The organism is Burkholderia sp. BCC1998, from assembly GCF_905339875.1.
In the GTDB taxonomy this organism is placed as follows: domain Bacteria; phylum Pseudomonadota; class Gammaproteobacteria; order Burkholderiales; family Burkholderiaceae; genus Burkholderia.
On record NZ_CAJPHE010000003.1, the window covers coordinates 292371 to 316876 of the forward strand.

At 61.3% G+C, this 24506-nt stretch carries 34 protein-coding genes, 1 tRNA gene and 1 pseudogene; 28 read left to right on the forward strand and 8 right to left on the reverse strand.

Annotated elements, in window-relative coordinates; translation table 11 throughout:
* Positions 1 to 99: 99 nt before the first annotated feature.
* Together U5A56_RS07505 and ompR are read right to left on the reverse strand one after the other, a co-directional pair.
* Entirely contained in the window at positions 100 to 1461 is a 1362-nt protein-coding gene (locus U5A56_RS07505; protein ID WP_044843721.1) for an ATP-binding protein, read from the reverse strand.
* Positions 1462 to 1501: 40 nt separating this feature from the next.
* Positions 1502 to 2236, reverse strand: a complete 735-nt coding sequence (ompR, locus tag U5A56_RS07510; protein WP_004192636.1) for a two-component system response regulator OmpR — start codon at positions 2234 to 2236, stop codon at positions 1502 to 1504.
* Between the two features lie 258 nt (positions 2237 to 2494).
* Here ompR and U5A56_RS07515 point away from each other — a divergent pair, with 258 nt between their 5' ends.
* The 3 genes from U5A56_RS07515 (at position 2495) to U5A56_RS07525 (ending at position 5696) form a co-directional block, all read left to right on the forward strand.
* A complete protein-coding gene (locus U5A56_RS07515) occupies positions 2495 to 2773 on the forward strand; it encodes a hypothetical protein (RefSeq protein ID WP_124666474.1) in 279 nt (92 codons plus the stop codon).
* Positions 2774 to 2893: 120 nt separating this feature from the next.
* The gene (locus U5A56_RS07520; protein ID WP_321921642.1) at positions 2894 to 4399 is read left to right on the forward strand and encodes a DUF1800 domain-containing protein; all 1506 of its coding nucleotides are present in this window, start codon (positions 2894 to 2896) and stop codon (positions 4397 to 4399) included.
* Positions 4400 to 4475: 76 nt separating this feature from the next.
* On the forward strand, positions 4476 to 5696 hold the full coding sequence (locus U5A56_RS07525) for a DUF1501 domain-containing protein (protein WP_321921644.1): 1221 nt from the start codon (positions 4476 to 4478) through the stop codon (positions 5694 to 5696).
* Between the two features lie 24 nt (positions 5697 to 5720).
* Here U5A56_RS07525 and hpnD read toward each other — a convergent pair whose 3' ends face one another.
* On the reverse strand, positions 5721 to 6554 hold the full coding sequence (gene hpnD, locus U5A56_RS07530; protein ID WP_321921646.1) for a presqualene diphosphate synthase HpnD: 834 nt from the start codon (positions 6552 to 6554) through the stop codon (positions 5721 to 5723).
* A 244-nt stretch (positions 6555 to 6798) separates the two neighbouring features.
* Here hpnD and U5A56_RS07535 point away from each other — a divergent pair.
* From U5A56_RS07535 to U5A56_RS07550, 4 genes are all read left to right on the forward strand, one after another.
* Positions 6799 to 6885: transfer RNA gene (locus U5A56_RS07535), tRNA-Leu, on the forward strand.
* A gap of 173 nt (positions 6886 to 7058) precedes the next feature.
* The gene (locus U5A56_RS07540; RefSeq protein ID WP_321921648.1) at positions 7059 to 8243 is read left to right on the forward strand and encodes a tyrosine-type recombinase/integrase; all 1185 of its coding nucleotides are present in this window, start codon (positions 7059 to 7061) and stop codon (positions 8241 to 8243) included.
* A 99-nt stretch (positions 8244 to 8342) separates the two neighbouring features.
* Entirely contained in the window at positions 8343 to 8675 is a 333-nt protein-coding gene (locus tag U5A56_RS07545; RefSeq protein ID WP_321921650.1) for a hypothetical protein, read from the forward strand.
* A complete protein-coding gene (locus U5A56_RS07550) occupies positions 8672 to 9352 on the forward strand; it encodes a hypothetical protein (RefSeq protein ID WP_155774367.1) in 681 nt (226 codons plus the stop codon). Before U5A56_RS07545 ends, U5A56_RS07550 begins: the two co-directional genes overlap by 4 nt.
* A gap of 247 nt (positions 9353 to 9599) precedes the next feature.
* Here U5A56_RS07550 and U5A56_RS07555 read toward each other — a convergent pair whose 3' ends face one another.
* Complete coding sequence (locus U5A56_RS07555; protein WP_321921654.1) at positions 9600 to 10091, reverse strand: hypothetical protein; 492 nt, start codon at positions 10089 to 10091, stop codon at positions 9600 to 9602.
* 55 nt (positions 10092 to 10146) lie between these two features.
* Between U5A56_RS07555 and U5A56_RS07560 the strand changes: the two genes are divergently transcribed.
* A complete protein-coding gene (locus U5A56_RS07560) occupies positions 10147 to 10848 on the forward strand; it encodes an SOS response-associated peptidase family protein (protein ID WP_321921656.1) in 702 nt (233 codons plus the stop codon).
* A 239-nt stretch (positions 10849 to 11087) separates the two neighbouring features.
* A complete protein-coding gene (locus tag U5A56_RS07565) occupies positions 11088 to 11726 on the forward strand; it encodes a hypothetical protein (RefSeq protein WP_321921658.1) in 639 nt (212 codons plus the stop codon).
* A gap of 69 nt (positions 11727 to 11795) precedes the next feature.
* On the opposite strand, the gene U5A56_RS07570 is transcribed toward U5A56_RS07565, so the two are convergent.
* The gene (locus U5A56_RS07570) at positions 11796 to 12074 is read right to left on the reverse strand and encodes a pyocin activator PrtN family protein (protein WP_321921660.1); all 279 of its coding nucleotides are present in this window, start codon (positions 12072 to 12074) and stop codon (positions 11796 to 11798) included.
* Between the two features lie 98 nt (positions 12075 to 12172).
* Here U5A56_RS07570 and U5A56_RS07575 point away from each other — a divergent pair, with 98 nt between their 5' ends.
* Positions 12173 to 12355, forward strand: a complete 183-nt coding sequence (locus U5A56_RS07575) for a helix-turn-helix transcriptional regulator (RefSeq protein ID WP_321921662.1) — start codon at positions 12173 to 12175, stop codon at positions 12353 to 12355.
* A 166-nt stretch (positions 12356 to 12521) separates the two neighbouring features.
* Here U5A56_RS07575 and U5A56_RS07580 read toward each other — a convergent pair whose 3' ends face one another.
* Complete coding sequence (locus U5A56_RS07580; RefSeq protein WP_321921664.1) at positions 12522 to 12818, reverse strand: DUF4224 domain-containing protein; 297 nt, start codon at positions 12816 to 12818, stop codon at positions 12522 to 12524.
* Positions 12819 to 13154: 336 nt separating this feature from the next.
* Here U5A56_RS07580 and U5A56_RS07585 point away from each other — a divergent pair, with 336 nt between their 5' ends.
* The 14 genes and pseudogenes from U5A56_RS07585 (at position 13155) to U5A56_RS07650 (ending at position 20687) form a co-directional block, all read left to right on the forward strand.
* Positions 13155 to 13331: a hypothetical protein gene (locus tag U5A56_RS07585; protein ID WP_321921665.1), complete on the forward strand. Its 177-nt coding sequence runs from the start codon at positions 13155 to 13157 to the stop codon at positions 13329 to 13331.
* The gene (locus tag U5A56_RS07590; protein ID WP_321921667.1) at positions 13324 to 13638 is read left to right on the forward strand and encodes a hypothetical protein; all 315 of its coding nucleotides are present in this window, start codon (positions 13324 to 13326) and stop codon (positions 13636 to 13638) included. The genes U5A56_RS07585 and U5A56_RS07590 overlap by 8 nt, the downstream gene beginning before the upstream one ends.
* Positions 13631 to 13807: a hypothetical protein gene (locus tag U5A56_RS07595; RefSeq protein ID WP_185500379.1), complete on the forward strand. Its 177-nt coding sequence runs from the start codon at positions 13631 to 13633 to the stop codon at positions 13805 to 13807. The genes U5A56_RS07590 and U5A56_RS07595 overlap by 8 nt, the downstream gene beginning before the upstream one ends.
* Positions 13800 to 14021, forward strand: a complete 222-nt coding sequence (locus tag U5A56_RS07600; protein ID WP_321921670.1) for a hypothetical protein — start codon at positions 13800 to 13802, stop codon at positions 14019 to 14021. The genes U5A56_RS07595 and U5A56_RS07600 overlap by 8 nt, the downstream gene beginning before the upstream one ends.
* 56 nt (positions 14022 to 14077) lie before the next feature.
* Positions 14078 to 14347 (forward strand): helix-turn-helix transcriptional regulator, encoded by a 270-nt coding sequence (locus U5A56_RS07605; protein ID WP_321921672.1) that lies wholly within the window; start codon positions 14078 to 14080, stop codon positions 14345 to 14347.
* Positions 14348 to 14442: 95 nt separating this feature from the next.
* Positions 14443 to 15234 (forward strand): hypothetical protein, encoded by a 792-nt coding sequence (locus U5A56_RS07610; RefSeq protein WP_321921674.1) that lies wholly within the window; start codon positions 14443 to 14445, stop codon positions 15232 to 15234.
* A gap of 123 nt (positions 15235 to 15357) precedes the next feature.
* A complete protein-coding gene (locus U5A56_RS07615; protein WP_321921676.1) occupies positions 15358 to 15621 on the forward strand; it encodes a transcriptional regulator in 264 nt (87 codons plus the stop codon).
* A 109-nt stretch (positions 15622 to 15730) separates the two neighbouring features.
* Positions 15731 to 15814: pseudogene (locus tag U5A56_RS37130) on the forward strand (hypothetical protein); the annotation flags it as partial.
* A 598-nt stretch (positions 15815 to 16412) separates the two neighbouring features.
* The gene (locus U5A56_RS07625; RefSeq protein ID WP_321921679.1) at positions 16413 to 16622 is read left to right on the forward strand and encodes a hypothetical protein; all 210 of its coding nucleotides are present in this window, start codon (positions 16413 to 16415) and stop codon (positions 16620 to 16622) included.
* Complete coding sequence (locus U5A56_RS07630) at positions 16619 to 17476, forward strand: helix-turn-helix domain-containing protein (protein WP_321921681.1); 858 nt, start codon at positions 16619 to 16621, stop codon at positions 17474 to 17476. Before U5A56_RS07625 ends, U5A56_RS07630 begins: the two co-directional genes overlap by 4 nt.
* Before the next feature lie 23 nt (positions 17477 to 17499).
* Positions 17500 to 19260, forward strand: a complete 1761-nt coding sequence (locus U5A56_RS07635) for a toprim domain-containing protein (RefSeq protein WP_321921683.1) — start codon at positions 17500 to 17502, stop codon at positions 19258 to 19260.
* Positions 19257 to 19610: a helix-turn-helix domain-containing protein gene (locus U5A56_RS07640; RefSeq protein ID WP_321921684.1), complete on the forward strand. Its 354-nt coding sequence runs from the start codon at positions 19257 to 19259 to the stop codon at positions 19608 to 19610. Before U5A56_RS07635 ends, U5A56_RS07640 begins: the two co-directional genes overlap by 4 nt.
* Entirely contained in the window at positions 19607 to 19960 is a 354-nt protein-coding gene (locus U5A56_RS07645) for a hypothetical protein (RefSeq protein ID WP_124573193.1), read from the forward strand. Before U5A56_RS07640 ends, U5A56_RS07645 begins: the two co-directional genes overlap by 4 nt.
* 322 nt (positions 19961 to 20282) lie before the next feature.
* Positions 20283 to 20687, forward strand: coding sequence for a hypothetical protein (locus tag U5A56_RS07650; RefSeq protein ID WP_321921687.1), 405 nt, complete (start codon positions 20283 to 20285; stop codon positions 20685 to 20687).
* Positions 20688 to 20693: 6 nt separating this feature from the next.
* Here U5A56_RS07650 and U5A56_RS07655 read toward each other — a convergent pair whose 3' ends face one another.
* Positions 20694 to 20873 carry a beta-lactoglobulin I gene (locus U5A56_RS07655; RefSeq protein WP_321921689.1) on the reverse strand — a complete coding sequence of 60 codons (180 nt, stop codon included), beginning with the start codon at positions 20871 to 20873 and terminating at the stop codon, positions 20694 to 20696.
* A gap of 68 nt (positions 20874 to 20941) precedes the next feature.
* Positions 20942 to 21217: a hypothetical protein gene (locus tag U5A56_RS07660; protein WP_321921691.1), complete on the reverse strand. Its 276-nt coding sequence runs from the start codon at positions 21215 to 21217 to the stop codon at positions 20942 to 20944.
* A 539-nt stretch (positions 21218 to 21756) separates the two neighbouring features.
* Between U5A56_RS07660 and U5A56_RS07665 the strand changes: the two genes are divergently transcribed.
* From U5A56_RS07665 to U5A56_RS07680, 4 genes are all read left to right on the forward strand, one after another.
* Positions 21757 to 23760, forward strand: coding sequence for a hypothetical protein (locus U5A56_RS07665; protein ID WP_321921692.1), 2004 nt, complete (start codon positions 21757 to 21759; stop codon positions 23758 to 23760).
* Positions 23761 to 23762: 2 nt separating this feature from the next.
* Positions 23763 to 23924, forward strand: a complete 162-nt coding sequence (locus tag U5A56_RS07670) for a hypothetical protein (RefSeq protein ID WP_185500380.1) — start codon at positions 23763 to 23765, stop codon at positions 23922 to 23924.
* A 199-nt stretch (positions 23925 to 24123) separates the two neighbouring features.
* On the forward strand, positions 24124 to 24300 hold the full coding sequence (locus U5A56_RS07675; RefSeq protein WP_321921695.1) for a hypothetical protein: 177 nt from the start codon (positions 24124 to 24126) through the stop codon (positions 24298 to 24300).
* 4 nt (positions 24301 to 24304) lie between these two features.
* A complete protein-coding gene (locus U5A56_RS07680; RefSeq protein WP_321921696.1) occupies positions 24305 to 24505 on the forward strand; it encodes a hypothetical protein in 201 nt (66 codons plus the stop codon).
* Position 24506 lies beyond the last annotated feature (1 nt).

Consider the following 24506-nt stretch of genomic DNA (forward strand, 5'->3'; position numbering starts at 1 on the left):
ACTATTAATAAGTCGCTTCAATAGTTTTTGACTAACGATTCCCATAGTTTTTTTCAACCGCGCCGATAGTGTGACGCGCAAGAAGCGTGCGCGAACGCGTCACGCCGTCGCACGCGCCTTGCCGGCGCCGGGGAATTCGAGCGTGACTTCGAGGCCCGCTTCGGGGCTGCGGTTGCGCAGGCGCAGCGCGCCGCGATAGCGGCCGACGAGGCGCAGCACGATCGCCATGCCGAGCCCCGTGCCGTCCGCCTTGGTGCGCGCCGTGTCGACGCGGTAGAACGGTCGCATCACGAGCGGCAGCTGATCCTCGGGGATGCCCGGGCCCTCGTCGCTCACCGACAGCTCGACACGCGCGTGCGTCACGCGCGTCTCGAGCGTGATGCGGGATACGCCGTCGTCGCGGCTCTGGCCGTATTTGCGCGCGTTCTCGACGAGGTTGCCGATCACGCGGCGCATGTCGGTTTCGTCGGCTTCGATCACGGCGGTCGGCGCGAGCCGCGTGCGGATCTCGACGCCGTCCTCGCCCGACACGCGCGCGGCGACTTCGTGCGCGATCGACGACAGGTCGACCGGCTCCGGCTTGCGCTGGGTCGGACGCGCGTAGTCGATGAAGGCCGCGATGATGCGATCCATCTGCTCGATGTCGTCGACCATCGCGTCCTTGGTCGCCTGGTCGGACGGGCTCATCTCGGTCTCGAGCCGCAGCCGCGCGAGCGGCGTGCGCAGGTCGTGCGAGATGCCCGCGAGCATCAGCGCGCGGTCGGCCTCGAGCTGTTCGAGGTCGCGCACCATCTGGTTGAAACTGCGGTTGGTGTCGGCCGCGACGCCCATCCCGCGCTCGGGCAGCAGCTCGGGCGTCTGGCCCGAGCCGATCTGCCGCGCGGCGAGCGCGAGCCGCGAGAACGGCCGGTTCACGAGGCTCGTGATGAACGCCGAGCCGAACAGCGACAGCGCGAGCGCGAACAGGCCCCAGCCGGCCCACTGCAGACCCGTGACGCTGTCGAGCTGGTCGCGGTCGAGCGCGACCCAGTAATCGTCGTCGTCGATCTTGAAGCTGATCCACACGCCGGGGATGTCGTTGACCGACTGCGCGATCACGGTATCGTCGCCGAGCCGGCTGCGGATGTCGTGTTCGATCAGGCGGTTCAGCGATTCGTCGGGCTGCAGCTTGAACTTGTCGGTCTTTTCGCGCGGGTACACGCGCACGCCCTCGTTGCTCTCGAGATCCTGCAGCAGCGCGCGCCGCAGATCGGGATCGGAATAGAGCAGGGCGGTGCGCGTGAGCTTCACGATCGCGACGAGCTGGAGCGCGACGCGCTGCGCGCGCGGCTCGCGCTCGATCACGCGAAAGCTCTGGAACCACGCAGCGAGACTGACCGAGATCAGCAGCGCGATCAGCAGGAAGGTGCGCCAGAACAGCCCGCCGAACGCGAGCTGCAGGAGGCGCCGGTCGATACGCATGGGACGGGCCGTGGACGGGCGAAACCGGAAAGAGAAAAGATCAGGCGGCGCCGTCCGGAATGAACACGTAGCCGAGGCCCCAGACGGTCTGGATGAAACGCGGGCTGCCCGGATCCGGTTCGATCAGCTTGCGCAGACGCGAGATCTGCACGTCGAGGCTGCGGTCGAACACTTCGTATTCACGGCCGCGGGCGAGCTCCATCAGCTTTTCGCGCGACAGCGGCTGGCGCGGGTGGCGCGCGAATACCTTCAGCACCGAGAATTCGCCGGTCGTCAGCGGAATTTCCTGGCCCGACTTCGTCAGCGTGCGCGTCGCGAGGTTCAGCGAGAACTCGCCGAACTCGAACACCTCGGTGGTTTCCGACGGTGCGCCCGGCAGTTCGGCCGGCGCCTGGCGGCGCAGCACCGCGTGAATGCGCGCGACGAGTTCGCGCGGGTTGAACGGTTTCGGCAGGTAGTCGTCGGCGCCCATCTCGAGGCCGACGATGCGGTCGACGTCTTCGCCCTTCGCGGTGAGCATGATGATCGGCGTGCGGTCGTTGCTGCCGCGCAGGCGGCGGCAGATCGACAGGCCGTCTTCACCCGGCAGCATCAGGTCGAGCACCAGCAGGTCGAAGCGCTCGCGCACCCAGAGCTTGTTCATCGCGGTCGCGTTCTCCGCGACGTACACGTTGAAACCCTGCTCGCCGAGATAGCGGCGCAGCAGATCGCGCAGGCGCGGGTCGTCGTCGACGACGAGAATCTTGGAGGGGTTTTTCGTTTCCATGAGCGGCATCTTATCGCGAATGGGAAATCACGCACGGTCGCGTATTTTCGCGCGTTACAGTCCGTTACAAAATTTACCCGTAGTGTCGCGCGGAGTAAAGGCAGGCTATAGAGATTCCTTTACTCGAAGCTGAAATTCGGTAGATACTCCCCTGCACTCCATCTTTCATCTTTGTACACCCGAATTCCGCAGGGTTTTTCAAGTACCAGAGGTAACCGGTTGCCGCGTGACGAAGGGAACAAATCGACCAAAGAAGCGAGGACGGTCATGCGATCTGCCCGGATTGCACTGATGCTGACGATCGCACTTGCCGGTCCATATGCGTCGAACTTCGCGTATGCGCAGCGCCCCGAGCAGGGCGCCTCGTCGCGCAAGCTGCCGCGCGGCAAAGCGCCGCAGCCCGACCGCGCCGCCGACATGGCGGTCCGTTCCGCCGTGCCTCCCGATCTCGATCAGCACCGTCGCGACGGGCACATGACGCCCGAGGAGCGCCACCTGCTGCGCCAGCACATCGAGGACGCCGTTCGCGAGCTGTACAAGCGCTGACACGCACGCGCGTTCGCACGGCGCGGAAAGATTCCGTAGCAATTTTTCGGTCAACTTTCGGATGCGTGCCGCCGTTGAACCCGCATCCGCACCGCCGGTGCGCTCCGGGAGTCCACGACGATGAAAGCGAACGCTGCCGCCCCGGCGCCGTCGCCTGCCATGCAGTCGCCGCTCGATGCCGACGACGCACTGTTTTTCCTCAGCCGCACCGGTTTCTCTCCCGCGCCCGCCGACGTCGCGCGCGTCGTCGGCATGACGCGCGCGCAGGTCGTGGCCGACACGCTCGGCAGCGTGCGGCGCGAGCCCGTGACGACGTGGCCCGACTGGATCGCCGAGCTGCCGCCGACGCGCGCGCAGCGTCAGGCGCTGACGCCCGACATGCGCCGCGACGAGCAGCGCGAGCGCAATGTCCGCTACGATGCGCTGCGCGCCGCGTGGGTCAACGAGATGATCGTCACGCCGTCGCCGCTCACCGAGCGCATGACGCTGTTCTGGCACGGGCACTTCACGTCCGGGCAGGACAAGGTCCCGTATCCGCAGACGATGGCCGCGCAGAATGCGCTGTTTCGCCGCGAGGCGCTCGGCAACTTCGGCACGCTGCTGCATGCGGTCGCGAAGGATCCGGCGATGCTTCAGTATCTCGACGGCGCGAGCAACCGCAAGGGCCGCCCGAACGAGAATTTCGCGCGCGAGGTAATGGAGCTGTTCACGCTCGGCGAAGGGCATTACTCGCAGCGCGACGTGACCGAAGCCGCGCGCGCGATGACCGGCTGGAGCGTCGATCCCGATACGCTGCGCTTCGTGGTGCGGCCCGAATGGCACGACGCGGGCGACAAGACGATCCTCGGCGAGACCGGTGCGTTCGACGGCGACGGGTTTCTCGACATCCTGCTGAAGCGGCCTGACACGGCAAGCTTCATCGCCGGCAAGCTGTGGCGCGAGTTCGTGTCCGATACGCCCGACGCCGGCGCGCTCGATGTCGTGGCCGAGCGGTTTCGCGCCAGCGGCTACGACATACGCGCGGCGCTCGCCGCGCTCTGGTCGACCGACGCATTCTGGGATCCGCGCAATCGCGGCGTGCTCGTGAAGTCGCCGGCCGAGTTCGTCGTCGGGTCGGTGCGGCTGTTCGACGTCGCGTACGGCGATCCGCAGATGCTCGCGAATACCGTGCGCACGCTCGGGCAGAACCTGTTCTATCCGCCGAACGTGAAGGGCTGGCCGGGCGGCGCGATGTGGATCAACAGCACCACGCTGCTGGCGCGCAAGCAGTTCGTCGAGCAGTTGTTCCGCGCGACCGAGACGGCCGGCATGCGCTCGCCCGCGCATGCGATGGCGCCGCCGTCGCCGAATGCGCGGGGGCAAGCGATACCGGTTGCGGACGCTGCGTCGGTTGCCGGCATGCGCGGCGCGCCGGTCAAACCCGCGCGCGGCGGCCTGCGATTCGACCTCGAACGCTGGCTCGCGCAGTATCGTGCGCGGCCGCAGGCGATTGCGGGATTGTCGACCGAGCTGCAGCTGCAGCATGCGGTGTTGCCGGTGTCGCCGGTCGCGGCGATCGATACGGACTCGACCGGCAGCGCGTATCTCGAGGCGCTGCTGATGGATCCTGCCTATCAACTGAAATGACTGAAACGACCGAAACGACGACGAACAGGCACGCTGCCGCGGTGGCCATACCGCACGGCGAGCCGAAGGATGCACGATGAACCGACGTGATTTTCTGACGCTGACCGGCGCCGCGGCCGCGGCGGGCGTGTCGTTGTGGCAGCCGCCCGCGCAGGCGGCATCGATGGTCGCGGCCGGGCGCCAGCCGGCGGCCGGTTACGCGAACGTGCTGATCCTCGTCGAGCTGAAGGGCGGCAACGACGGCCTCAACACGGTGGTGCCGTATGCGGATCCGCTTTACTACCAGTTCCGCCGCAGCATCGGCATCAAGCGCGACCAGGTGCTGCAGCTCGACGCGCAGACGGGGCTGCACCCGTCGCTCGCGCCGTTGATGCCGCTGTGGCGCGACGGACAGGTCGCGATCGTGCAGGGCGTCGGTTATCCGCAGCCGAACCTGTCGCATTTCCGCTCGATCGAGATCTGGGACACCGCGTCGCGCTCGGACCAGTACCTGCACGAAGGCTGGCTCACGCGCACGTTCGCGCAGGCGCCGGTGCCGCCCGGCTTCGCGGCGGACGGCGTCGTGCTCGGCAGTGCGGAGATGGGACCGCTCGCGAACGGCGCGCGCGCGATCGCGCTCGTCAATCCCGCGCAGTTCATCCGCGCGGCGCGGTTGGCCGAACCGTCGTCGCTGCGCGAACGGAACCCGGCGCTCGCGCACATCATCGAGGTCGAGAACGACATCGTGAAGGCGGCCGACCGGCTGCGCCCGCGCGGCGGGATGCGCGAGTTCAGGACGGCCTTTCCGGCCGGTACGTTCGGGACCTCGGTGAAGACCGCGATGCAGGTGCTCGCGGCATGCGAGGCGTCGGGACCCGGCGCGCAGGACGGCGTCGCGGTGCTGCGGCTCACGCTCAACGGTTTCGATACGCACCAGAACCAGCCGGGGCAGCAGGCGGCGTTGCTCAGGCAGCTCGCGGAAGGGATGAGTGCGATGCGCGGCGCGCTGGTCGAGCTCGGGCGCTGGAACCAGACGCTCGTGATGACGTATGCGGAATTCGGGCGGCGCGTGCGCGAGAACCAGAGCAACGGCACCGATCACGGTACCGCCGCGCCGCATTTCGTGATGGGCGGCCGCGTGGCCGGCGGGCTGTACGGCGCGACGCCGGCACTCGGGCATCTCGACGGCAACGGCAACCTGCCGGTCGCGGTCGATTTCCGCCAGCTCTATGCGACCGTGCTCGGGCCGTGGTGGGGGCTCGATGCGACGCACGTGCTGCAGCAGCGCTTCGAGACGCTGCCGCTGCTGAAGGTGTGAGGCGGTCGTGCGTGACGGGGCGGATCAGCGGCGGCGTGCGGCGCGCCACGCGATCCACAGCTTGCGGATCGGCGTCAGCGCGATACGCTGGTGCAGCACCTGGTAGCCGTCGCGCTCGATTTCGTCGAGCAGCGCGCCGGCCAGTGCGATCTGCGCACGCAGCGTGCGTTGCGCGCGGCGTTCGGACGCGGGGATCGCCGCGTCGGCGGCGGTGAGCGCTTCGCGCGCGCGGGCCGTCTGAAACTGCAGCAGCTCGCTGAAGGCCGGGCTGTAGCGGCGATTCAGCAGGTCGGCGGCGGTCACGTTGTAGCGTTGCAGTTCGTCGATCGGCAGATAGATGCGGCCGTGGCGCGCATCGTTGCCGAGTTCCTGCACGAATTGCGCGAGCATCAGCGCGTGGCCGGCCTGCGCGGCCCACGGTTGCGGTTCGGCCGGATTCGCGGCGCTTGCGCGCGCGACCAGCGACGCGAAGGTGCCGCCGACCTGCGTGATGTAGCGCTGCAGGTTCGCGAAATCCAGGTAACGCGCCTGTTCCAGATCCATCCCGTAACCGTTGACGAGCGTGCGCAGCGCGTCGGTTTCTGCGCCGATCGCCGGGTGGTGCTGCGCGAGCGCCTTCGTGACCGGGTGCGACGGTTCGCCGGCGGCGAGCGCCGCGAGTTCCTTGTGCCACCACGCGAGTTTCGTGTGTCCGACGGTCGGATCGCTGGTTTCCTTGACGGTTTCCTCGAGTTCGCGGCGCAGCGCGAACAGGGCCGTCAGGCGCGGTGCGGCGGCGAGCGGCGCCTGGCGCAGCGCGTAGTAGACGCTGGAGCCCGCGGGGGCGGCCTTTTGCTGACAGTAGTCGTCGAAGTTCACGGGTGGGGTCGTGGCGGAGGCGGGTTCGGGGGACGCGTGCCGGCGCGTGGCCGGCACGTCGAGCGCGGCATTCTAGCACCGCTGTCCGACGGGCGCCGGCGGGGCGAGACAATGCTGCGCAGATCGGGTAGAATCTCGCGCTCGCCTGATCGGGCGTGCCGGTTTTCGGGTTTTCGGGCCGGCATGACGCCCGGGCGCGTGGAGCACGCTTCTTGCGTGCCGCGCGGTCAGGCGACAGGAATGCGCGTGAGTGGCGAAATTGGTAGACGCACCAGGTTTAGGTCCTGACGCCCGCAAGGGTGTGCCGGTTCGAGTCCGGCCTCACGCACCACATATACTCCCAAGCAATCCCATGTTTGGCCAAAAAGCCCCGTCAGTCAAGCACTTACGGGGCTTTTTGTTGCCAGCGTTGCCCAGCGTTTCCCATTGACACCCACGGAACCCGGGGGCATCGTAGGGGGCAGTTTTCTCCGATCAGGGGCATCGAAATGCCCCCGTGCTCAAATGCCCCTTACCGATGTCGCTGTCCGTGCGGCCAAGCCCCGCGAAAAGTCCTACAAGCTCGCCGACGGCCAAGGCATGTACCTCGAGGTCATGCCGAACGGCTCGAAGTACTGGCGGTTGAAGTATCGCATCGACGGCAAGGAGAAACGGATGGCCCTCGGGGTCTATCCGGCGGTGACCTTGCTGTCCGCTCGGAAGGCCCGTGACGAGATTAAAGACCAGTTGCGCGGCGGCCTCGATCCATCGCATGAAAAGAAACGCGTGAAGGCGCAGCGCAGCCTTGACCGAGCGAACTCGTTCGAGCCGATCGCGCGGGAGTGGCATGAGCAGAAGAAGGGCGCCTGGAGCGTTCGGCACTCGGATCGCATCATGAAGCTGCTCGAGCGAGAGCTGTTTCCGGTGCTGGGCGCGCGACCGATCGCCGAGATCACGGCGCCCGAGTTGCTCGCTGTGATTCGAAAGATCGAGTCGCGCGACGCGATCGAACTCGCGCACAAGGCGATCCAGGCAACGAGTCAGATCTTCCGGTATGCGATTGCCACCGGCCGGGCGGAGCGCGACCCAGCCCCGGATCTCCGCGGCGCACTGAAGACCCGTGCCGTCGTGCACATGAAGCGTGTGAGCGAGGCCGAGCTGCCGGAGCTCATGCAGAAGATCAGCGCGTACGACGGCGACTACCGGACCCGCCTGGCGCTGCAGTTCATGGCGCTGACGTTCGTGCGTACGAGCGAACTCCGGTTCGCTGAGTGGACAGAGATCGACGAGAAGAAAAAGGAGTGGCGCATCCCTCCCGAGAAGATGAAGATGCGCTCGCCACACATCGTGCCACTGTCAAAGCAGGCGCTCGAGGTGATCGCGAAGCTGCGCGAACTGAACGGCCAAAGCCAGTTCGTGTTCCCCAGCCGTTCGAGCTCGAAGAAGCCGATGAGCGAGAACACGATCCTGTACGCGCTCTACCGGATGGGCTACCACTCGCGGATGACGGGGCACGGCTTCCGCGGCCTTGCGTCGACTATCCTCAATGAACATAGCTTCAACCGGGACTGGATCGAGCGCCAGCTGGCGCATAGTGAGCGCGACGGCGTTCGAGCGGCTTACAACCACGCCGAGTACCTGCCCGAGCGCCGGAAGATGATGCAGTGGTGGGGAGATTACTTGTCTGGACAATTGGATGGGCGAGACTGAGGCAGTGTCGTCTAGCCGACCAACGCAGGGTTATCCAGTGTGCTAATCTACCCTCGCTAGAGTTATCATCATTTGTAAAATTACAAGGTCATCACAACCATGTCCGACGTCACCAACGCTCCGATGCAGCCCGGTACCCCGCCTCCAGACGAGTTCTTGCGGAGGCTGTCGTCGGCGGGTGTGCCGCATCTTTATTGCAACGGATTTGGCATTGCATATTCGCCCAGCGATGCGACCATATTCCTGAATCTAAATGATAGTGTGGTCGGGCGTGTCAGTTTGTCGCATGAGACGCTGCGCAGCTTGGCGATAAAGCTACGAGAAGGGATCGACCAGTTTGAAAAGGCGGTGGGGATGTCCCTGCCATCATCAGATGAGCTGAGCGAACGCCTACAAGTCTCTGGGACTGCTACAAATCCGAGCTCAAAATGAATCTCTATTTTTTTGAGCACAGCGCGCCGACAGTGTCTGAGACGGCCTTGGCGGAGCGATTAGAGCGCCTCCGCTACGTTGAGGACAAGATTATTTCGTTCGCTAGGTTGCCAGATGGTTGGCATTTCGGTCGAGGTCGTGCACCGGCCAGCATGGCGTTGGTTGGTGCTCTTAACCTGGTGAAGGCCGGGGTAAGGAATGGCCTTTGGCGAGCGAATGCGTTTCCTGGTAGTGAGGGATCCGTCCTTGTTAGCTTCCGACATGGCGACAATCTTATTGAGACCGAGGTCGACGCACGGTATCAAGTGACGTTTAGTTACGACGTTGCGGACGATGAGATTGAGTTCGAAGAGGGGATGTCGGTATCGCAGGCTATCGACAAATTAGTAACGCACGCTAAAAAAATATGTACGTCCGCGCCCTACACCCTAAGCATTTCGACGAACTCGAAGGATGCTGGAATGGAATGGCTTTCGAGCCATCGAATGACGGCGGAACGTCTGTATTTTGCGCAAACTGCGCAGAGCAAGCGTCTGGAGGAATCTGCGATCATATCCGTCGGTTCTACGCCCTTCAATCCTCTGATCCAGCGATCTACTGGCGATTTACGGAACTGCCGGAGCGTACTGTGGCAGCATTCGAAAAATCGGAAGGAAACGATGACCCCTGCCATATGAACATTCGGTCGGCTGATGGGCAAGGGGTAAGCGGATTTAAGAAGCGCATTAAAAAGTATTTTAGAGAGGGGTTCGGATCAGCCTTTAATCAGTTTGTGTACTGTCATCCTGACGGTGATCGGCCGCCGACACTCGAAGAGCTGAAGGAGTTGGCCCGCGCAAGTTGAGCCGATAGCCTTAATGTGCACTGTTAAAGTTTCAGCCCCGCCACGAGCGGGGCTTTTCACATCAGCAGGGCATGCTCCGATTAACGCATCCCCGCGCGCTGCATCTCCTCGCGCAGCAGGTGCATCAGTCGATGCAACTGCCCCTGTGCGCCGGCTAGATCGCCCTTGTTGGCGACGTTCTTGTCGGTATACGTGTACCACTCCTCGACGCGCTCGAGCGATTTTCGAAGGGCGCGGATCTCGAGAATCAACCATCGGACTTGAAGGTCGGTGTACTGGCGCCATAGCGCGCGCAGTTCGTCCTCGGTCGGCGCGTCAAATTCCGGCACCGCCGGCCGCAGCTTGAACCGCGGATCTGTGAGCGGGACGCGGTTGCGGTCGATCCTGGTCGCTTCGATTGGCATGGATGTGACTAGGGCACTCGACCTTGGATCCTTGTCGAGCCAAAACTCAAATTCACGTTTCGTGAGCTCGATCGGGGTCCTCAGGCGGTTCTTGTCGCCCTGGAATCCGTACTCCCAAATGTAGGCCCACTGTGGCTTGATCACGGTTGAAATACTGTATAAAAACACAGTATATTTCGAGATAAGCTACTGCGGTCAAGACCAAAATTGGGGGAGACGGGCGATGTGCACGAACTACGTGGCCCCGGGCGAGGATCCCGGCCTCAGCGAGCTCCGGATCGACAGCTTCGTCGACCTGTACCGCTGGACGCCCTGGAAGCAGGAGATCTATCAGGACTATGACGCGCCTATCGTCGCGAGCATCGATGGACAGTTCACACCATTGATTGCCGGCTTCGGATTCTGGCCGCGAGCGCTACAGAAGGCGAACGTCGAGAAGGCGAAGGAGCAGGGCCGCAAGCCGCCGATCATCCGCAGCACGATGAACGTGCGCGACGACAACCTGGGCAAGTCCCCCTTGTATGGACCCTCATGGCGCGCCGGCAAGCGATGCCTCATCCCCGCCAAATGGATCTACGAACCGAATTGGGAGACCGGCAAGCACGTGCGCTACAGGATCGGTCTCACCGGCTGGCGGCCCTTGTGCGTCGCCGGCATCTGGCGCACGCTGCAGTATCCGGACGGCACCGAGAGGCACACGATGGCGATGATCACGGTCAACGCCGACGAGCACCCGATCATGAAGCACATGCACCGGCCGGGAGAGGAAAAACGGTCGGTCGTGATCTTGCGGGCGGACGACTGGGAGGAGTGGTTGACGACGTCGAACGTTGAGGCGGCGCGTGCGATGCTGCAACTGTATCCGGCGGGCGAAATGGCAGCCGAGCCATATCAAAATATTTTACCCGACAAGACTGCCTCATGACGCGGACGTCGCGATTGCGCTCGTATTTGCCAGTCGCCGTCGAACATAGATACTGCTGGGGCGCGGTCTATTTGTGCGGGCTCGTAATGGGCAACGGCACTATGAGTTGTCGGGAAAGCACTAGATCTCCAAGGTTGCGATGTCTTGATCCGCGTATAAGCTTGATAGGCCCGGGAAGGATTACCAGGCGTCCTTGCTGTATGGGGATCCACGAGTCAAAAACGAAAAAGGACAAAAAAATGAACCGCACCGCAATCGCTTTATCAGGGGTAGTGCTGGCACTCACAGCATGTACATCGGATCGCCCGCTCGTTTCCGGTCTTATGGTAACGGATCGAGGGTTTGTTACTACTGACGGAGGTGGGAAAGATACCGGTGATCGCAATACGACAATCGTTGCCTGGAATGCGAATAACAATGTTGCGCTGTTCGATGGGCATGGACAGGGATGCTTTGAAGCTGCCGCGGCCTTCAAGAGCCAGGATCGAGAGACAGGTTTGTCCGCAACGCTCCCGAAGCTGCTAGGTGAGAGTGGAGACATCAATGCGGTGAACCGAGTATTGGAAAATGTCAAACTGCTAAATGATAAGGATAACGCGGTAACGTTTCTGGACACGGCACTATCCAACATCTGCATCATCGCGATGAATCAGCTTAATCACAAGGTTGAAGGGACAGTGCTGAAGCGGGAAGATTTGATCGACCTGATCAAGTACTCGATCGACAATGCCGTAAAATTGGGCACGAAGCAGGCACAAGCGCAGGCCGACAGCCACCGGCTAACAGAGGGGCAAGTGCAACCCGGTAAGCAGCCCGATAAGCCGCAATCCCCCGCTGTTGCCACAACCGGGGGCACCAAGACTGTCGCGGGGAATTGAGTATCATTGGAGCACCGAGCCACTATTTTGGCTCGGTGCTCGGTTCACGTACTTTAAGGGCTTTGGTAGCTAATCGGGGACCCACTTCCTTCCGTGAAACGTCTCGTACTCCTTCACAGCGACAGCGCGCTGCTTGTCGATGTAGAGTGCGAGGTCCATGATGTAGACGCCTTTGGCAGTCTTCTGTGATTTGTCCATGCGCACGAGCGGGAGAGCGATGTCTCCGGCGGAGATCTTTCGCATGAGGTTGGGTAACGTGAGCGGCGCGAAATAGTCTCGGCATACATCCTCGATCGGGATAATCGCGCGCGCCCCATACTGCGCCATCAGCAAGAAGACAGTGTTCATAGATTGAGGCCCGGTAAAGTTGCTGTGCTGCCAGTCAATTCGATTGCGGCGGGCATGTCGCAGCCGCCAATGCGACAACTTCCGATGGAGAGTATTTCATGCATGGCGAACCCCTTGTATATCGCATCCATATCGCAATGGAGAAACTCGGTCTGTCTCGGGCAACAATCTACCGAATGGCCGCTCGAGGCGACCTGAAACTCATCAAGCTTGGTCGACGGGCAAGCGGGATCACTGCCGACAGCATCAAGGCGTTGATCGAGCGCGGGAGCGCTTCGTGACGGGCCACATGCGCTTGTCAGCATAGCCTATGCGGCGTCGGCGATACAGATCCACGTCAGGCGCCGCTAATCATTCTCTAGATCAAATTATCTCAGCAGACCTCATCAATTGGGATGGCTGCGTGGGAACCGTACAGTGCCATGAGAATGAAGGCGGTGTTCACGTTCAGTCCGTCTTCAGAGTGCCGTCCGGATTCAACTTCAATGTCCCGTCGGGATTGAGGGCCTTAGGATGCGATTTCGGCTTCGGAGGCGTTTCTATCTTCTTCTCTCCCGTGATTCTCACGCGTGCAATGATTGGGCGGCCGCGCGCGTTCACCCAGAAGGGGATCCCCGACGTCCGAAGCCATTCGACTTGCAACGCTTCTCGCGATTTGCCTCGGCGCCCGGTCAGAACGCCAGTCAGTTCACCGACCTCCTCGGCCGTGAGGAACAAGTCGCTCTTGGTTTCTTGCGTCGGCATTAGCATCTCCCAGTCTGTTGACCATATGTTCTCACCGTGGCGAACAGTTTACAAAATTCCCCTTGACCGAGGGTTTTCTCGGGGCTACTCTGGTTACATCGCTGAAACAACAGCGATCGGGTTTGGCGACCCGAGACGAAGGCGGACAAAACCGCCGCCCTAGGCGGTATTTTTTCGTCCGTTGTATCATTGCATCCATCCTCTATGGGCGGGCTGCAGTGGGGAGACCTTCGGGTCTGCCGGTTCCTTCGTTCCGGTTCGCCAACCTCGCTGTATGCCTGCCCACCACTCCGTTTGGCGACGGACAGGGCAGGTTCCTTAAACGAAGGAGCCATCATGTCTTCCAATGCATCTGCTCGCCCTCAGAGCACCCAAACCCTTATCGACCAGATCACGCGAGATGCACTGCGTAATGCAGCCCTCGCACATACCTATCAGGAATCGCTGGACATCACCGGCGCCGCGCTCGTTGCTATCGCTATGCTCGTCCGCATGGAGGCGCGTCATGGATAAGCGTCCATCTCTGACTGCAGATCGCTGGGTCGCTGTCGACGAACCGGAGTTCATTCGGGTAAGGACCGGCGCAATAAACGAGATAGCACGTGCGTCCCGGGCTATCGCCGCGATCGGTCGCATTCTTCACAACTCGATCAGCGATGACGATGACGGGATAGAGATCGCCAGCTTGGACAACTGGACAAAGCAAAACTTGGCTGGCGCAGTCGAATGCCTGAGCGATTTTATATATGACTTCGTCGAAGACGCGGGGTACACGGGCCGGGCCGAGGCGCAAGGTACTCGGGAGGAGCGCCATGACTGACATCGTGACCATCGAAGCCGCCGCGGCGGTGATCCTCAGGATTTGCGTGGATGAAGTTGACGTGCGGACGAAGCTCGAGCGTATCTCGTACGCGGCTGCGATCATCCAACGGGAAGCGATTGTAGGTCTTGCTCAACTCAATTCATCGACGGAGGTGGGGCATGGCTGAGATCATCCACATGCCGACGCGCCAACTTCGGAAAGGCCGACGCCGTGAGAAACCCATTCAGGGTGCCCCGTTGGCGGATGTCATCGATGGTATTGATTTCCGCGCGGCCAGCAAGCCGACGTACGAGGAGATCAAGGCATCGCTCGATAAACTTGCGTATCACCTCAAATGGGCGTCCAGAGCGGCGAAGGAGATATTCCCGGCATACGAATGATGCTGATTCGTCTTTGCGGTCTGTGATGACCGCGGTGCGAGGCCAAGGAGGACTCGATGAAATCGCTGTTTTTACTTATGGGTCAGTTCGACTGCAAATTGGTACTCTCGCTGGACGAAGTCTGCGAGGCGATCGGCTATGCGAAGCAGACTGCATACAATGAGATATGCGCCGGACGGTTCCCGATTCCTATGCAGAAGCGTGCGAATAAGTGGGTAGCGGATATTCGCGACGTTGCGCAATTTCTGGACGATGAGAGAGTGGCGGCCCGAGTGAAATTCGACGAGCTACGGGTCTCCCTTTCTCGGAGTGCTGGGCAGTTCTGACAATTGTTACAACCGCGCCTAGCCCGACGGGGCGAAAGCAGGGCACCCTTACCCTGTTGGCGCGGTTCCTCTCTTAGGGGTGCGCGAGGGCGCATATGAAGACATCGGAAACAAAGGACTTCGGGAAAATCACGCTTCGAGCAACCTACCGATCGAAAGAGTGGACTGCCCTTGTCAAATCCATCGTGAAAGCCGAAGGTGATTTGCAAACGGTGATGGACTCCCTGAACCACGACGAAGTGGAAAAATTCTATAAAGTCGTGGAAGGGAAGGCTCGGTGCAACACGTTCGAGTTAGTTATCGAAAAAACCGCAATCGACGGCTCTGACCGAAGCTCGGTATCGTTCAATAACGCATATGTACCTGATTTTATCACCGGGAGGTTAGAGACTTTTCCGGCAAACCTTCCTGAAGAAGACCGTCTTCGAATACTGGAGCAGACCGAGATCGTCGAGCTCAGCGAATGGCAAGTGAAAAGGGGGTATTGCTACCTTCTTGCTCGGGTGAATATTGAGGCGTCCAAGGACTGTGTGAAGAGACGCCGCTTCTCGTCGGCGATGAATTATCTGTGTCAGGCGCTAATGCAGATCGGCGCTGCCTCGGCAAAGGATCCGGCGGAAATTGAGAAGATGGTACGCAGTAGGAAAGGCCTCGAGGCAGCAAAAGCACGGCTCCTGAAAGACCCGAAGCAGTCGGACAAGAAGAAGGTCAGAGAATATTGGGATAGGTGGCAGAGGGAGCCAAATCTATACAAGAACCAAGATACGTTCGCTCGCGATATGCTGGAAAAGTTCGGCGAAGAAGAGGGGCGTGGCAATCTCACTAGCACCGCTACGATCATCAAAAAATGGATCCCGCAGTTCAGGGCTGATGCCCCTGAAAAGTAACTTATCGCGCTCAGTTACCACCCAACAAGCTGAGTGGTAACTGAGCATGCATGGTTCATTTATCAAAAGTCGAACGCGCTCTACCATCCGCTCATCGCCAATATCTACCAACGGTGAGCGAACGTGAAGAAGACAGCAGCGCCAGCCGATTCCGGCAAGCCGATCGAGCCGATCCTCCCGCGGGTCGGCCTCTCCAAATGGGCACAGATCGCGCCCTTTATTCCGATGTGCCGCGAGTCCTGGCGAAAGCTCGGGCTCGCCGGCAAGGCGCCCCAGCCCATCCGCATGAGCCGTACGCATTCCTGCTACAGCAACGCCGAAGTGCACCGGTGGTTGGCGGATCCGCTCGGCTACCGAGTTGATACTGGCCTCGGCGAGGCTGCTTAAGTGGCCTTGCGAGAATCAAAAAATGGAACCGATCATAGAGGGCAGTGAACTGCCGAAGATCGCCGAGAACACCAACAAGCCGACACCCGGACTGTTCGTGAACATGGTGATCTTCGCGAACAAGGTCATCAAGGTGTATCCGGCATTCCGTGAACTCTACGGAATGGAGAAAGTGATCGAGCAGGTGGTCGCGACCGTCGAGATGTTCAAGAACACCACGGTCTGGATCGGCTCCGTGACAGTTTCAAGATCATCGAAAGCACCGGTGTTTCGACTACTTCCAAGGCTTTCGCCCAGTTCCAGAAAGGCGTTGGCGGCTTTATTGGGCGCGCTTGGAGCACGCCAAGACGGCCTCCTTAACCTACATACCTGCTCGGGGCCAGCGTTTGAAGAGAAGATAATTTATCGTGGTCTGTGAGGTTGCTTGATCCAGACCACTATCACTCACCTTGGTTGACGGCGCTCGCATGTGCCGGAAATAGCCGGGAAACCGCGTTAGATTATGTCTGTCGACTGCCAATCGATGGACGAAGAGGGAAGCCCCGCTTGGGGAGAGTTGAGGTAAGCCGAACCCTCCGGCAAACCGAACCGGCTTGGCCGCCGGCAGCTTTCCCCAAGCGGGGTTTTTATTTGTCCGTTTAGGAATCCTTAATGGATTGTGGGCAGAGGTGGTGAGCATGAATCGTGTTGAATCTGACGTCGTTTTAAGTAATCCCCCGTGTCAGGGTTATCGATCCGTTTCGCGGAGCCGGTGGTTTGTTCGTCCGGATCTTCGACTCTGGTCCATCAACTTGCTCGAGGAAACCGAATTGACGGGCCAGCGCCGACATGACGCCGAGCGCGAGGCTCGCATTTCGCAGATTGGCCGCTTGATTGATTCCGATGCCGCCACGCCACTCTGGCAGCGCGTATGCAAGCACGCGATGTACAGCGAGATCCGCCTCGGGAGCGACGACCAGCGGGTCGCGATGGAGTTGGCGACCCTGGAGTCGATGCGATGAGCGTTCAGGCGATGACATGGGCCATCGAGCAACAGGACATTCGAGACGCCACCGCGCGTCACGTGTTGCTCTGTTTGGCGAACTACGCCGACGCAGACGGCAAGGCGGCATTCCCCTCGACGTCGAGGCTTGAAGCGGATACGGGCCTCTCCGAGAGCACGATCCGTCGGAAACTGGATGTCCTGGAGGAGTTGGGGCTGATCCAGAAAGGCAACCAGGCGATTGTTGCGGCATACATTGATCGCGGTGATCGGCGTCCGGTTTGCTACGACATGGTGATGAAAAAACGGGGTGGCGTCGTGACACCCGGTGACGAACGGGGTGTCACGGTGACGGGAACGGGGTGTCACGGTGACGCCAACGGGGTGTCATTGACGAGCGAACGGGGTGTCACGGTGACACCCAATCCGTCCTTAACCATCAATAAACCGTCAAAGAACCGTTCTAGTTCGTGCGATTCGAAATTCGATGAGGCGTGGCGGCAGTATCCGAAGCGTGAAGGCTCGAATTCGAAGCAGGCTGCGCTGCGGGCTTGGAACGCTCGGATCCGTGAAGGCATCGATCCGGGTGTGCTCGTAGCCGCGGTGGTCGCCTACGCTGCGGCGATGAAGACCGCCGGGAACATCGGTACGCCGTACGTGAAGCAGGCGTCGACGTTCTTCGGTCGTGATCGGCACTTCGAGGAATTCGCGAAACCCCAGGCAGTCGACGGAGAACTCTTCGACGGCGGCACGGCGGTTCCGTGGTGGAAGGCCGCGGGGTTCACGTACCAGTGGCAGGCAACCAACGCCGGCTGCAGCGAGCGCTCGGCGCACCTCTGGGCCAATGGGGTTCGGCAGGAGGCTCGGGCATGAACGCACGAGAACTCGCTGAGCTGATGGCGCAGAACGCGCAGGCCATCGCGGAGCACCTGCTGCCAAATGGCCGCAAGTCGGGCAAGGAATGGAAATCCGGCAGCACGGCGGGCGAGAAGGGGCAGAGCCTGTCGGTATGCCTCGGCGGCGCCAAGCGCGGCGTATGGAGGGATTTCGCAGGCGAGGAAGGCGGTGATCTGCTCGACCTCTGGTGTGCATGCCGGTCGATGTCAGTCGCAGATGCAATGCGCGAGGCGAAGCAGTTCCTCGGCGTACGGGATGACATGCCCAAACGGCAGGCACCGACGTACCAGCGTCCGGGCCGGCCGAAAGCCACGCGCCCGACTAGCTTGCTCGACGAATGGTTCGACGGTCGCGGCATCACGCCCGAAACCGTGAAGGCATTCCAGATCGCCGAGCAGTCCAACGGGCCGAAGACGCACATCGTCTTCCCGTACCTCCGCGGCGGCGAACTGATCAATGCCAAGTATCGGAACGTCGCGGACAAGAAGGACATGCGGCAGGAGGCCGGCGCTGAGCCGTGCCTGTTCGGCTGGAACCTGATCGACCCGGCCCAACGCGTCGTCGCCATCGCCGAGGGCGAGATCGATGCCATGACGCTGCACCAGGTCGGTATCCCGGCGCTGTCAGTCAACGCCGGTGCCGGCAACCACCAGTGGATCGACAGCGACTGGGAGCGGCTCGAGCGCTTCAGCGAGATTCTGCTCTGCTACGACAACGACGAAGCCGGCCGGAAGGGCGCTCAGGAGGTTGCAAACCGCCTCGGTATCGAGCGTTGCCGCGTCGTGTTCTTCGGCGAATCGAAGGACGCGAACGAATACCTGCTGTCCGGTGCTACGGCTGAGGATTTCCGCCGGTGCTGCGATCAGGCATCGGGCTTCGACCCGGACGAGCTCAAGTCGATTGAACGCTTCTGGTCGAACGTCAAATCGTTGTTCTATCCGGCGCACGAAGACGCGAATTTTCCATACCTGTCGTTCTGCGGTCGCAACGAACTCTGGTTCGAGTTCCGACCGGGCGAAGTGACGGTCTGGACGGGCATCAACGGGCATGGGAAGTCGCTGCTGCTGGGGCAGGTGCTTATCGGTCTGATGTGCCAGGGCGAGCGCGCGTGCGTCTTCTCGGGTGAGATGCGGCCGGAGATGCAGGGCAAGCGGCTCGCGAAGCAACTGGGCGGCCTCGATCGGCCGGCGCCGGAGTATCTCGACCACATGGGCGCGTGGCTGCGCGATCGGATGTGGGTCTTCGATCTCGTCGGGGTTGCGGCGATCGAACGCCTGGTGACGGTGTTCACGTACGGCTTCAAGCGCTACGGGATCCGCCACTTCGTGATCGACAGCCTGATGATGACCGACGTCCCGGAGGACGGCCACGGCGCCATGACGGCGCAGAAGGAAGCGATGCGTTTGCTCGCCAACTTCGCGCGCCAGTACAACGTCCACGTGCATCTCGTCGCTCACCCGCGCAAGGGCCAAGACGAAAAACGCAGTCCCGGAAAGATGGACGTCGGCGGCAGCGGGAAGATCACGGACGCCGCGGACAACGTGTTTTCCGTGTGGTCGGCACAGAAGGACCAGGACGACGAGAGCGTCGACGAACCGGACGCGTTCCTGACGCTACTGAAGGCACGGAACGGGGAAACGCAACGCCGGTCGCTCGCGCTGTTCTTCAATCGGGACTGCATGCAGTTCGGGCCGAGCGAGAGCCGTCGGCCGCACGTGTATCTGCCGTTCAGCCGTGCCGGCCAGGAGGTTGAGGCATGAAGCAGATCGAGCGAGACGGATCGGCGCAGCGCTGCATCTGCGAACTCCTCGCGCGACGCGGTCCGATGACGATCAACGAGATCGCCGACGTGCGTGGGATCCATCCGCGGGCGACGGCTCGTCAGCTCGATGCACTGGCCGAAGCGGGATTCGTTTCAGCATCTGGTTCGCCCAAACGCTACACCCGGACCGCAAAGCCGATCCCGGCCATTGTGCCGCTTACGCCGAAGTCCGCGCGTATCGCGGAGAGCAGGCGGCGCGACGCGGAGCGTGTTTCGATGCCGTTCCGGATTCCGGCGCCGACGGAACTCGATCGGGTGATGCTGTCCTGGGTCGGAGTAGAAGCATGATCTCGCTGCGCAACCTGTCCAATCCGGACCTCGTCGGCCACCGCATCTGCGAGCTGCTCGAGCAGCAGGGCATGCTGACCCAAGCGAGTCTCGGTTTGCAGATCGGCGTGCCCCGGGGGACGATCTCGAAATACCTCACAGCGCTGACTGACGAGGGCTATACGTACATCGCCAACTCCATCTCCTACGCAAAATCAAGCGGGGCACGAGGGATCAGACGCGGCGTAATCCTGCTCTACGCTCGGACGAAAAAGCCGCTGCCCACTGTTCTCGAAGATCGGGACGAGGTCACTCCGGCCGAACTGCACCGGATCATGTGCGGAATCGTTCAGCGCGGGAAACAGATTTAACGTGGACGCGTCTCCTTCACTACGGTGATTCGCCCGGCACGTCCGGGCATTCTTTTCTGGAATGCGCCTCGAATCCTCCATCTGCCCGCAATGCAAGCGCCTCTGGCGGCTGAACATCGTCGCCATGCTGCGTGAAGCGAAAGGGAAGAGATGGGTGTGTCGCGTCTGCCAGATCGCCAACGAAGCGGATGCCGCAAATAGGCAGCGCGGGATAGAAGAAACGTCCGACGGGGGCCCATTAGCCCAGGCCCGAACAACTGGTGTCGCGCCAGCTCGATAAACGTGGCTGAATGGCGGAGTAGCACCGCCAGGACCGACCGGAATGGCTGAACGCACCAAGGCGCAGCAGGTCGACCAAGCCGGATATACCCGCCGCGACCTAGCAACGCTTCAAAAAAAGCGGGTGGGAGGTTGCGCCCGTTGCAGGCGGTCAGACCGTTGTAGTAAGGTGCTCCGGCTCGCGGCAGTGCGAGCACTTTCGCAAAACGGAGACCAAATGAGTATCGATGTAGATAAGCAAGCGCAATTGGCAAGTTGGGTACATGACGTCAAATTTTCCGTGAAGGCTCTGAACGAAATCCTTGCGAAATCGCCGGAAGGTATTGATGTCAAGGTCTCAACAGGCGAAACCATCCTCGTGAAGGAAGGGGAGATCGTGGGCTTCCACGATGGAAAGACTGTTTGGCAAGTGAATGTCACTGCGACGAAAACCGAAACGCTGATCTAAGCGGATCTAGTGGACCGGCGCATACGCAATCGCGTCAACGCCGGTCGCTTCCATCCAGTCATCGCGATTCGCGAATCCAGCGAACTCCGCGCAGTAGTCAGCCAACTCTTCCACTGTCGGTGCAACGGACGAATCGAAGTAGCCGATCGGCGCTTCGTCTTCCGGCGTCAAGATGGCGTAGAGCATGTGATCCTCCTGTCTCTACTCATCTTAACGGCGTTACCCCCGCGAGGCTTGACGCGGGGAATCGAGAGTCAGGCTCCCGCTCCGAACTTTCGGCGGAGCGCGTCAAGCGTCGTGACCTTCAGTTCTTCAGCGTCCTTGTCAGTCGCCTCGCGATACTCGCGCTCCACCTTCGTTTGAAATCCGGCAGCAACTGGTGTGTCGCGTTTCTTCACGGCCAGGTCGTGTTCCGTAGTAAGCGCCTCTTGCACGGTCTCCCAAGCCTTCGGATTGTCCTTCAGCGCGGCAATGAGAGCGACTTCCAGGGCATTGATACGGGCGTGCAGGCGTTTGACGTCGTAATCCATTGTTGTGGTCTCCATGTGGTGGGCGACCGGCCGATCGCCACCCCAGACGGTAGCAGGTTTCGGATGTCGGCAGGCTGCGCGAAGACAATCCCTCGCGTGCGCGCACGTACACGCGTGGAAAGGCTCAGGAGAGGAGGAGGGGGAAGGGGGAAAGGCGGCGCAAGAAGGTGTCCTGCGTGCCTCAAAAACACTCGTTTCCTGCGTCTCTTAAATTCATTCAAATGCCTTTCCGGTAGATTAAAAAGCTTTCATGTTGCGGCGCGATCGCCGTGAACAGACTGACGCTAAACTTGGCGAAACGCATAAGTTGTTGATTATATTGAGTTGGTGCGCTGCACATAGATTTGACATAATGGGTGCTATCAGTCGAAACGGGGTATTATCAGCATCAAGTGAGATCGATTCTCATCTTTGCCTTACGAAATCCTAACTCTGGGACCACCCCAGGGCCCCACGGACGGGGTGACAAAATTTCGCGAACCCTCTCCCCAATCTGCGCACGGGAAAAACATTGATGATCCTCCGCGAGGAGGAATCTCATGGCCCTGACCAATGGAGCGTTGCTAACCGCTATCTCGGAGGACCGCGCGCTCGGCTCGGCTATGCTGTTCCCGCATCGGCATCCGCAGGCGTCGCCGGCGTTTCACGTCGAGGTCATGGACCTCTGGCGATGCGCCGACGAGTGGGTGCTGATTGAAGCGTTTCGGGAGGGTGCCAAGTCGACGCTGTCGGAAGAACATCTGCTCATCGAGGCGTGCTTCGGCAACTTCGGGTACTGCCTGATCATCGGCGAGACGTACACGAAGGCCTGCCAGCGTCTTGAGGCGATCAAGTTCGAGGCGACCCGAAACACGAAGCTGCAGGGCCTTTTCGGCCGGCTGAAGGAGTCAGGGAGGGTCTGGAACGAGCACCAGATGGAGCTTTCGAACGGTGTCTTGCTCGAGGCTCACGGCTGGGAGGAGGAATTCCGCGGCTTCAAGTGGCGCGACATCCGTCCTGACCGGGCGTACCTCGACGACATCGAGAACAAGGAGCGGGTCAAGGACAAGGCGGCGGTCGACGCGTCGATGCGCAAGCTCTACCTCGAACTGATCCCGGCGATGGACAAGGTCAAGGGCAAGATCCGGGTCACCGGCACGCCGCTGGCCGAGGACTGCATGATCACCCGGCTTCGCGATAACCCGGACTGGACGAGCCGGCGGTATCCGATCTGCAACGGCGACATCGACGATCCTGAAACGGTGGCAATGTGGCCCGAGCGCTATCCGATGGACTGGGTCCGCCGGAAGCGCGATGAGATGGAGCGGGCCGGGCAACTTCGGGGCTTCATGCAGGAGTACATGCTCATGGCGATCGGCTCGCAGGACAAGCCCTTCGAGAGTGAGCATATCCGGGAGTGCCCAGTCGACCCGGCGCCATGGCTACCGAAGGTCGTGATCACCGATCCGGCCCGGACCACGGACGTGAAGAAGAGCGACCGGACTGGCCGAGTAGTGGTCAGCCGTCTCGGCACGAAGATTTACGTCCATGCATCGTCGGGCGAGTTCTGGAAACCGGATGAGGTGATCGACGACGCCTTCAAGACATCCTCTCGCTATGGCGATGCGGCCGTCGCGATTGAGAAGAACTCCCTCGACGAGTGGCTGCTGCAGCCGATGCGCGCGGAGATGCTCCGCCGCGGCGTGACGCTGGCGCTTCGCCCGCTCACTGCACCCCAGGATCGAGACAAGGTGCAGTTCATCATGGGCATGCAGCCTTTCTTCGAGGCCGGCGACATCGTGCTGGTCGGCGGACATGGGCAACACCCGAAGCTCGTCGCCGAGATCCTGAATTTCCCCAGCGGGAAGCGCGACATCCTGAACGCCCTTGCGTACTTTCAGCGCGTGTTTTCGGGCTCTCCGGTGTACGAGGACTTCGGGCAGTGGAACATCGCGTCGGAGTACCAGCCGAGTCAGCAGCATCCCCTTGCCTTGGCGTTCAATTCGAACGGCACGGAGACAACCGCGGCCTTGGTTTGCATCGAGGGTCAGCGAATCGTCGTCGTGGCTGACTGGATCTCGCCAGTACCCCCCAAAGAAGCGGTATCCGACATCACGCAGCTCGTGCGTGCTGCGTTTCCACGCGCACGCGTGACGACATGGCTGCCGGCCGATGTGCTCGACCAGGCCGACCGCATGCCGATTGTGGCTGCCCTTCGCGCAGCGAACATGTACCCGATGCGCGGGGCATACGTGAACGTCTCGCGAGGTGCGCTTTCTCCGCTCATCCGCACCGAGGCCAAGGCTCGACGTCTGTTCCAGGTCGATCAGGACGGCGCGAAGCACACGCTGAACGCGATGGCCGGTGGCTACAACTACCCGGTCGATCGCGCGGGAAACCGGAATACGCTCCCCGAGACTGGTCCGCATCGTACCCTCGTCGAGGGACTCGAGGCGGCCGTGTACGTGATCTGCTCGCAGCAAGCGGACGTCCTGCCGGAAGGCGTGAACATGGGCGTCAACCCGCAGGGTGTGAGCTACCTGACCACTTTGCCGCGGAGATGACCATGGCAGTCGATCGAAACCATCACCACAAAGCACCGACGCAACGGCCGTCGGACTTCTACAAGGGCAAGCAGCAGGGTGGCGCGTACGGCAAGCCCGAGAAGGTCGGCGAGCGCATGCAGGGCGGTCCGATGCGCGAAAAGCTGTCGAAACCGGGTCTGTGATCGTGAAGGCTGATCCGAATCAGACTCTCGTTCCGGAAAACGAAGCCGGAATGGCCGTTCGGATGGTCGTTAAGGCCGACGAGTCAGACCGCTGGCTTGATTCGGTACCCGACCTTCTCCGTGAACATTTATTGCCGAAGATTCCTAAAGACGGGAAGTCCTACGTCGCGCGAATCGTATGGACGATCGGAGGGATGTGATGAAGAAGCGCCGCGAATATCTGGGCTCGCGCTCCGAGTCGCGCCCGATCGGTGACTTCTTCGCCGAGAAGACGGCGAAGAAACCGAACGCGGATGATCGGCCGAAGCGCACGCCGCGCGATCGCGGCACCGGCACTTCGCTCGAGCGCAAGCTCCGCGGCAAGGTGATCGGGTGACGCCATGACTCCGGAACAATTCTCCTACTGGATGCAGGGATTCGCCGAACTTTCCGGCGATGAACCCCCGACACCGGCGCAATGGAAATCCATTCGCGAACACCTGAAGACCGTTTTCGTCAAGGTGACGCCCCCGGTTCAAGCGCCATTGGGCGACCTCGCGAAATACCTGCAACAGCAGGGACGCGTCGTTACCACGTGCTGAT

What these genes read in the sequence shown, in the direction of transcription:
- U5A56_RS07605 (WP_321921672.1), top strand. Translation starts at nt 14,078, where the DNA reads ATGAAATCGCTGTTTTTACTTATGGGTCAGTTCGACTGCAAATTGGTA.
- U5A56_RS07670 (WP_185500380.1), top strand. Translation starts at nt 23,763, where the DNA reads ATGGCAGTCGATCGAAACCATCACCACAAAGCACCGACGCAACGGCCG.
- U5A56_RS07610 (WP_321921674.1), top strand. Translation starts at nt 14,443, where the DNA reads ATGAAGACATCGGAAACAAAGGACTTCGGGAAAATCACGCTTCGAGCA.
- U5A56_RS07595 (WP_185500379.1), top strand. Translation starts at nt 13,631, where the DNA reads ATGACTGACATCGTGACCATCGAAGCCGCCGCGGCGGTGATCCTCAGG.
- U5A56_RS07560 (WP_321921656.1), top strand. Translation starts at nt 10,147, where the DNA reads ATGTGCACGAACTACGTGGCCCCGGGCGAGGATCCCGGCCTCAGCGAG.
- U5A56_RS07525 (WP_321921644.1), top strand. Translation starts at nt 4,476, where the DNA reads ATGAACCGACGTGATTTTCTGACGCTGACCGGCGCCGCGGCCGCGGCG.
- U5A56_RS07505 (WP_044843721.1), bottom strand. Translation starts at nt 1,461, where the DNA reads ATGCGTATCGACCGGCGCCTCCTGCAGCTCGCGTTCGGCGGGCTGTTC.
- U5A56_RS07655 (WP_321921689.1), bottom strand. Translation starts at nt 20,873, where the DNA reads ATGCTCTACGCCATCTTGACGCCGGAAGACGAAGCGCCGATCGGCTAC.
- U5A56_RS07585 (WP_321921665.1), top strand. Translation starts at nt 13,155, where the DNA reads ATGTCTTCCAATGCATCTGCTCGCCCTCAGAGCACCCAAACCCTTATC.
- U5A56_RS07550 (WP_155774367.1), top strand. Translation starts at nt 8,672, where the DNA reads ATGAATCTCTATTTTTTTGAGCACAGCGCGCCGACAGTGTCTGAGACG.
- U5A56_RS07580 (WP_321921664.1), bottom strand. Translation starts at nt 12,818, where the DNA reads ATGCCGACGCAAGAAACCAAGAGCGACTTGTTCCTCACGGCCGAGGAG.
- U5A56_RS07675 (WP_321921695.1), top strand. Translation starts at nt 24,124, where the DNA reads ATGAAGAAGCGCCGCGAATATCTGGGCTCGCGCTCCGAGTCGCGCCCG.
- U5A56_RS07630 (WP_321921681.1), top strand. Translation starts at nt 16,619, where the DNA reads ATGAGCGTTCAGGCGATGACATGGGCCATCGAGCAACAGGACATTCGA.
- U5A56_RS07640 (WP_321921684.1), top strand. Translation starts at nt 19,257, where the DNA reads ATGAAGCAGATCGAGCGAGACGGATCGGCGCAGCGCTGCATCTGCGAA.
- U5A56_RS07665 (WP_321921692.1), top strand. Translation starts at nt 21,757, where the DNA reads ATGGCCCTGACCAATGGAGCGTTGCTAACCGCTATCTCGGAGGACCGC.
- U5A56_RS07515 (WP_124666474.1), top strand. Translation starts at nt 2,495, where the DNA reads ATGCGATCTGCCCGGATTGCACTGATGCTGACGATCGCACTTGCCGGT.
- U5A56_RS07590 (WP_321921667.1), top strand. Translation starts at nt 13,324, where the DNA reads ATGGATAAGCGTCCATCTCTGACTGCAGATCGCTGGGTCGCTGTCGAC.
- ompR (WP_004192636.1), bottom strand. Translation starts at nt 2,236, where the DNA reads ATGCCGCTCATGGAAACGAAAAACCCCTCCAAGATTCTCGTCGTCGAC.
- U5A56_RS07600 (WP_321921670.1), top strand. Translation starts at nt 13,800, where the DNA reads ATGGCTGAGATCATCCACATGCCGACGCGCCAACTTCGGAAAGGCCGA.
- U5A56_RS07635 (WP_321921683.1), top strand. Translation starts at nt 17,500, where the DNA reads ATGGCGCAGAACGCGCAGGCCATCGCGGAGCACCTGCTGCCAAATGGC.
- U5A56_RS07575 (WP_321921662.1), top strand. Translation starts at nt 12,173, where the DNA reads ATGCATGGCGAACCCCTTGTATATCGCATCCATATCGCAATGGAGAAA.
- U5A56_RS07650 (WP_321921687.1), top strand. Translation starts at nt 20,283, where the DNA reads ATGGCTGAACGCACCAAGGCGCAGCAGGTCGACCAAGCCGGATATACC.
- U5A56_RS07680 (WP_321921696.1), top strand. Translation starts at nt 24,305, where the DNA reads ATGACTCCGGAACAATTCTCCTACTGGATGCAGGGATTCGCCGAACTT.
- U5A56_RS07545 (WP_321921650.1), top strand. Translation starts at nt 8,343, where the DNA reads ATGTCCGACGTCACCAACGCTCCGATGCAGCCCGGTACCCCGCCTCCA.
- U5A56_RS07540 (WP_321921648.1), top strand. Translation starts at nt 7,059, where the DNA reads ATGCCCCTTACCGATGTCGCTGTCCGTGCGGCCAAGCCCCGCGAAAAG.
- U5A56_RS07520 (WP_321921642.1), top strand. Translation starts at nt 2,894, where the DNA reads ATGAAAGCGAACGCTGCCGCCCCGGCGCCGTCGCCTGCCATGCAGTCG.
- U5A56_RS07570 (WP_321921660.1), bottom strand. Translation starts at nt 12,074, where the DNA reads ATGAACACTGTCTTCTTGCTGATGGCGCAGTATGGGGCGCGCGCGATT.
- U5A56_RS07565 (WP_321921658.1), top strand. Translation starts at nt 11,088, where the DNA reads ATGAACCGCACCGCAATCGCTTTATCAGGGGTAGTGCTGGCACTCACA.
- U5A56_RS07645 (WP_124573193.1), top strand. Translation starts at nt 19,607, where the DNA reads ATGATCTCGCTGCGCAACCTGTCCAATCCGGACCTCGTCGGCCACCGC.
- U5A56_RS07660 (WP_321921691.1), bottom strand. Translation starts at nt 21,217, where the DNA reads ATGGATTACGACGTCAAACGCCTGCACGCCCGTATCAATGCCCTGGAA.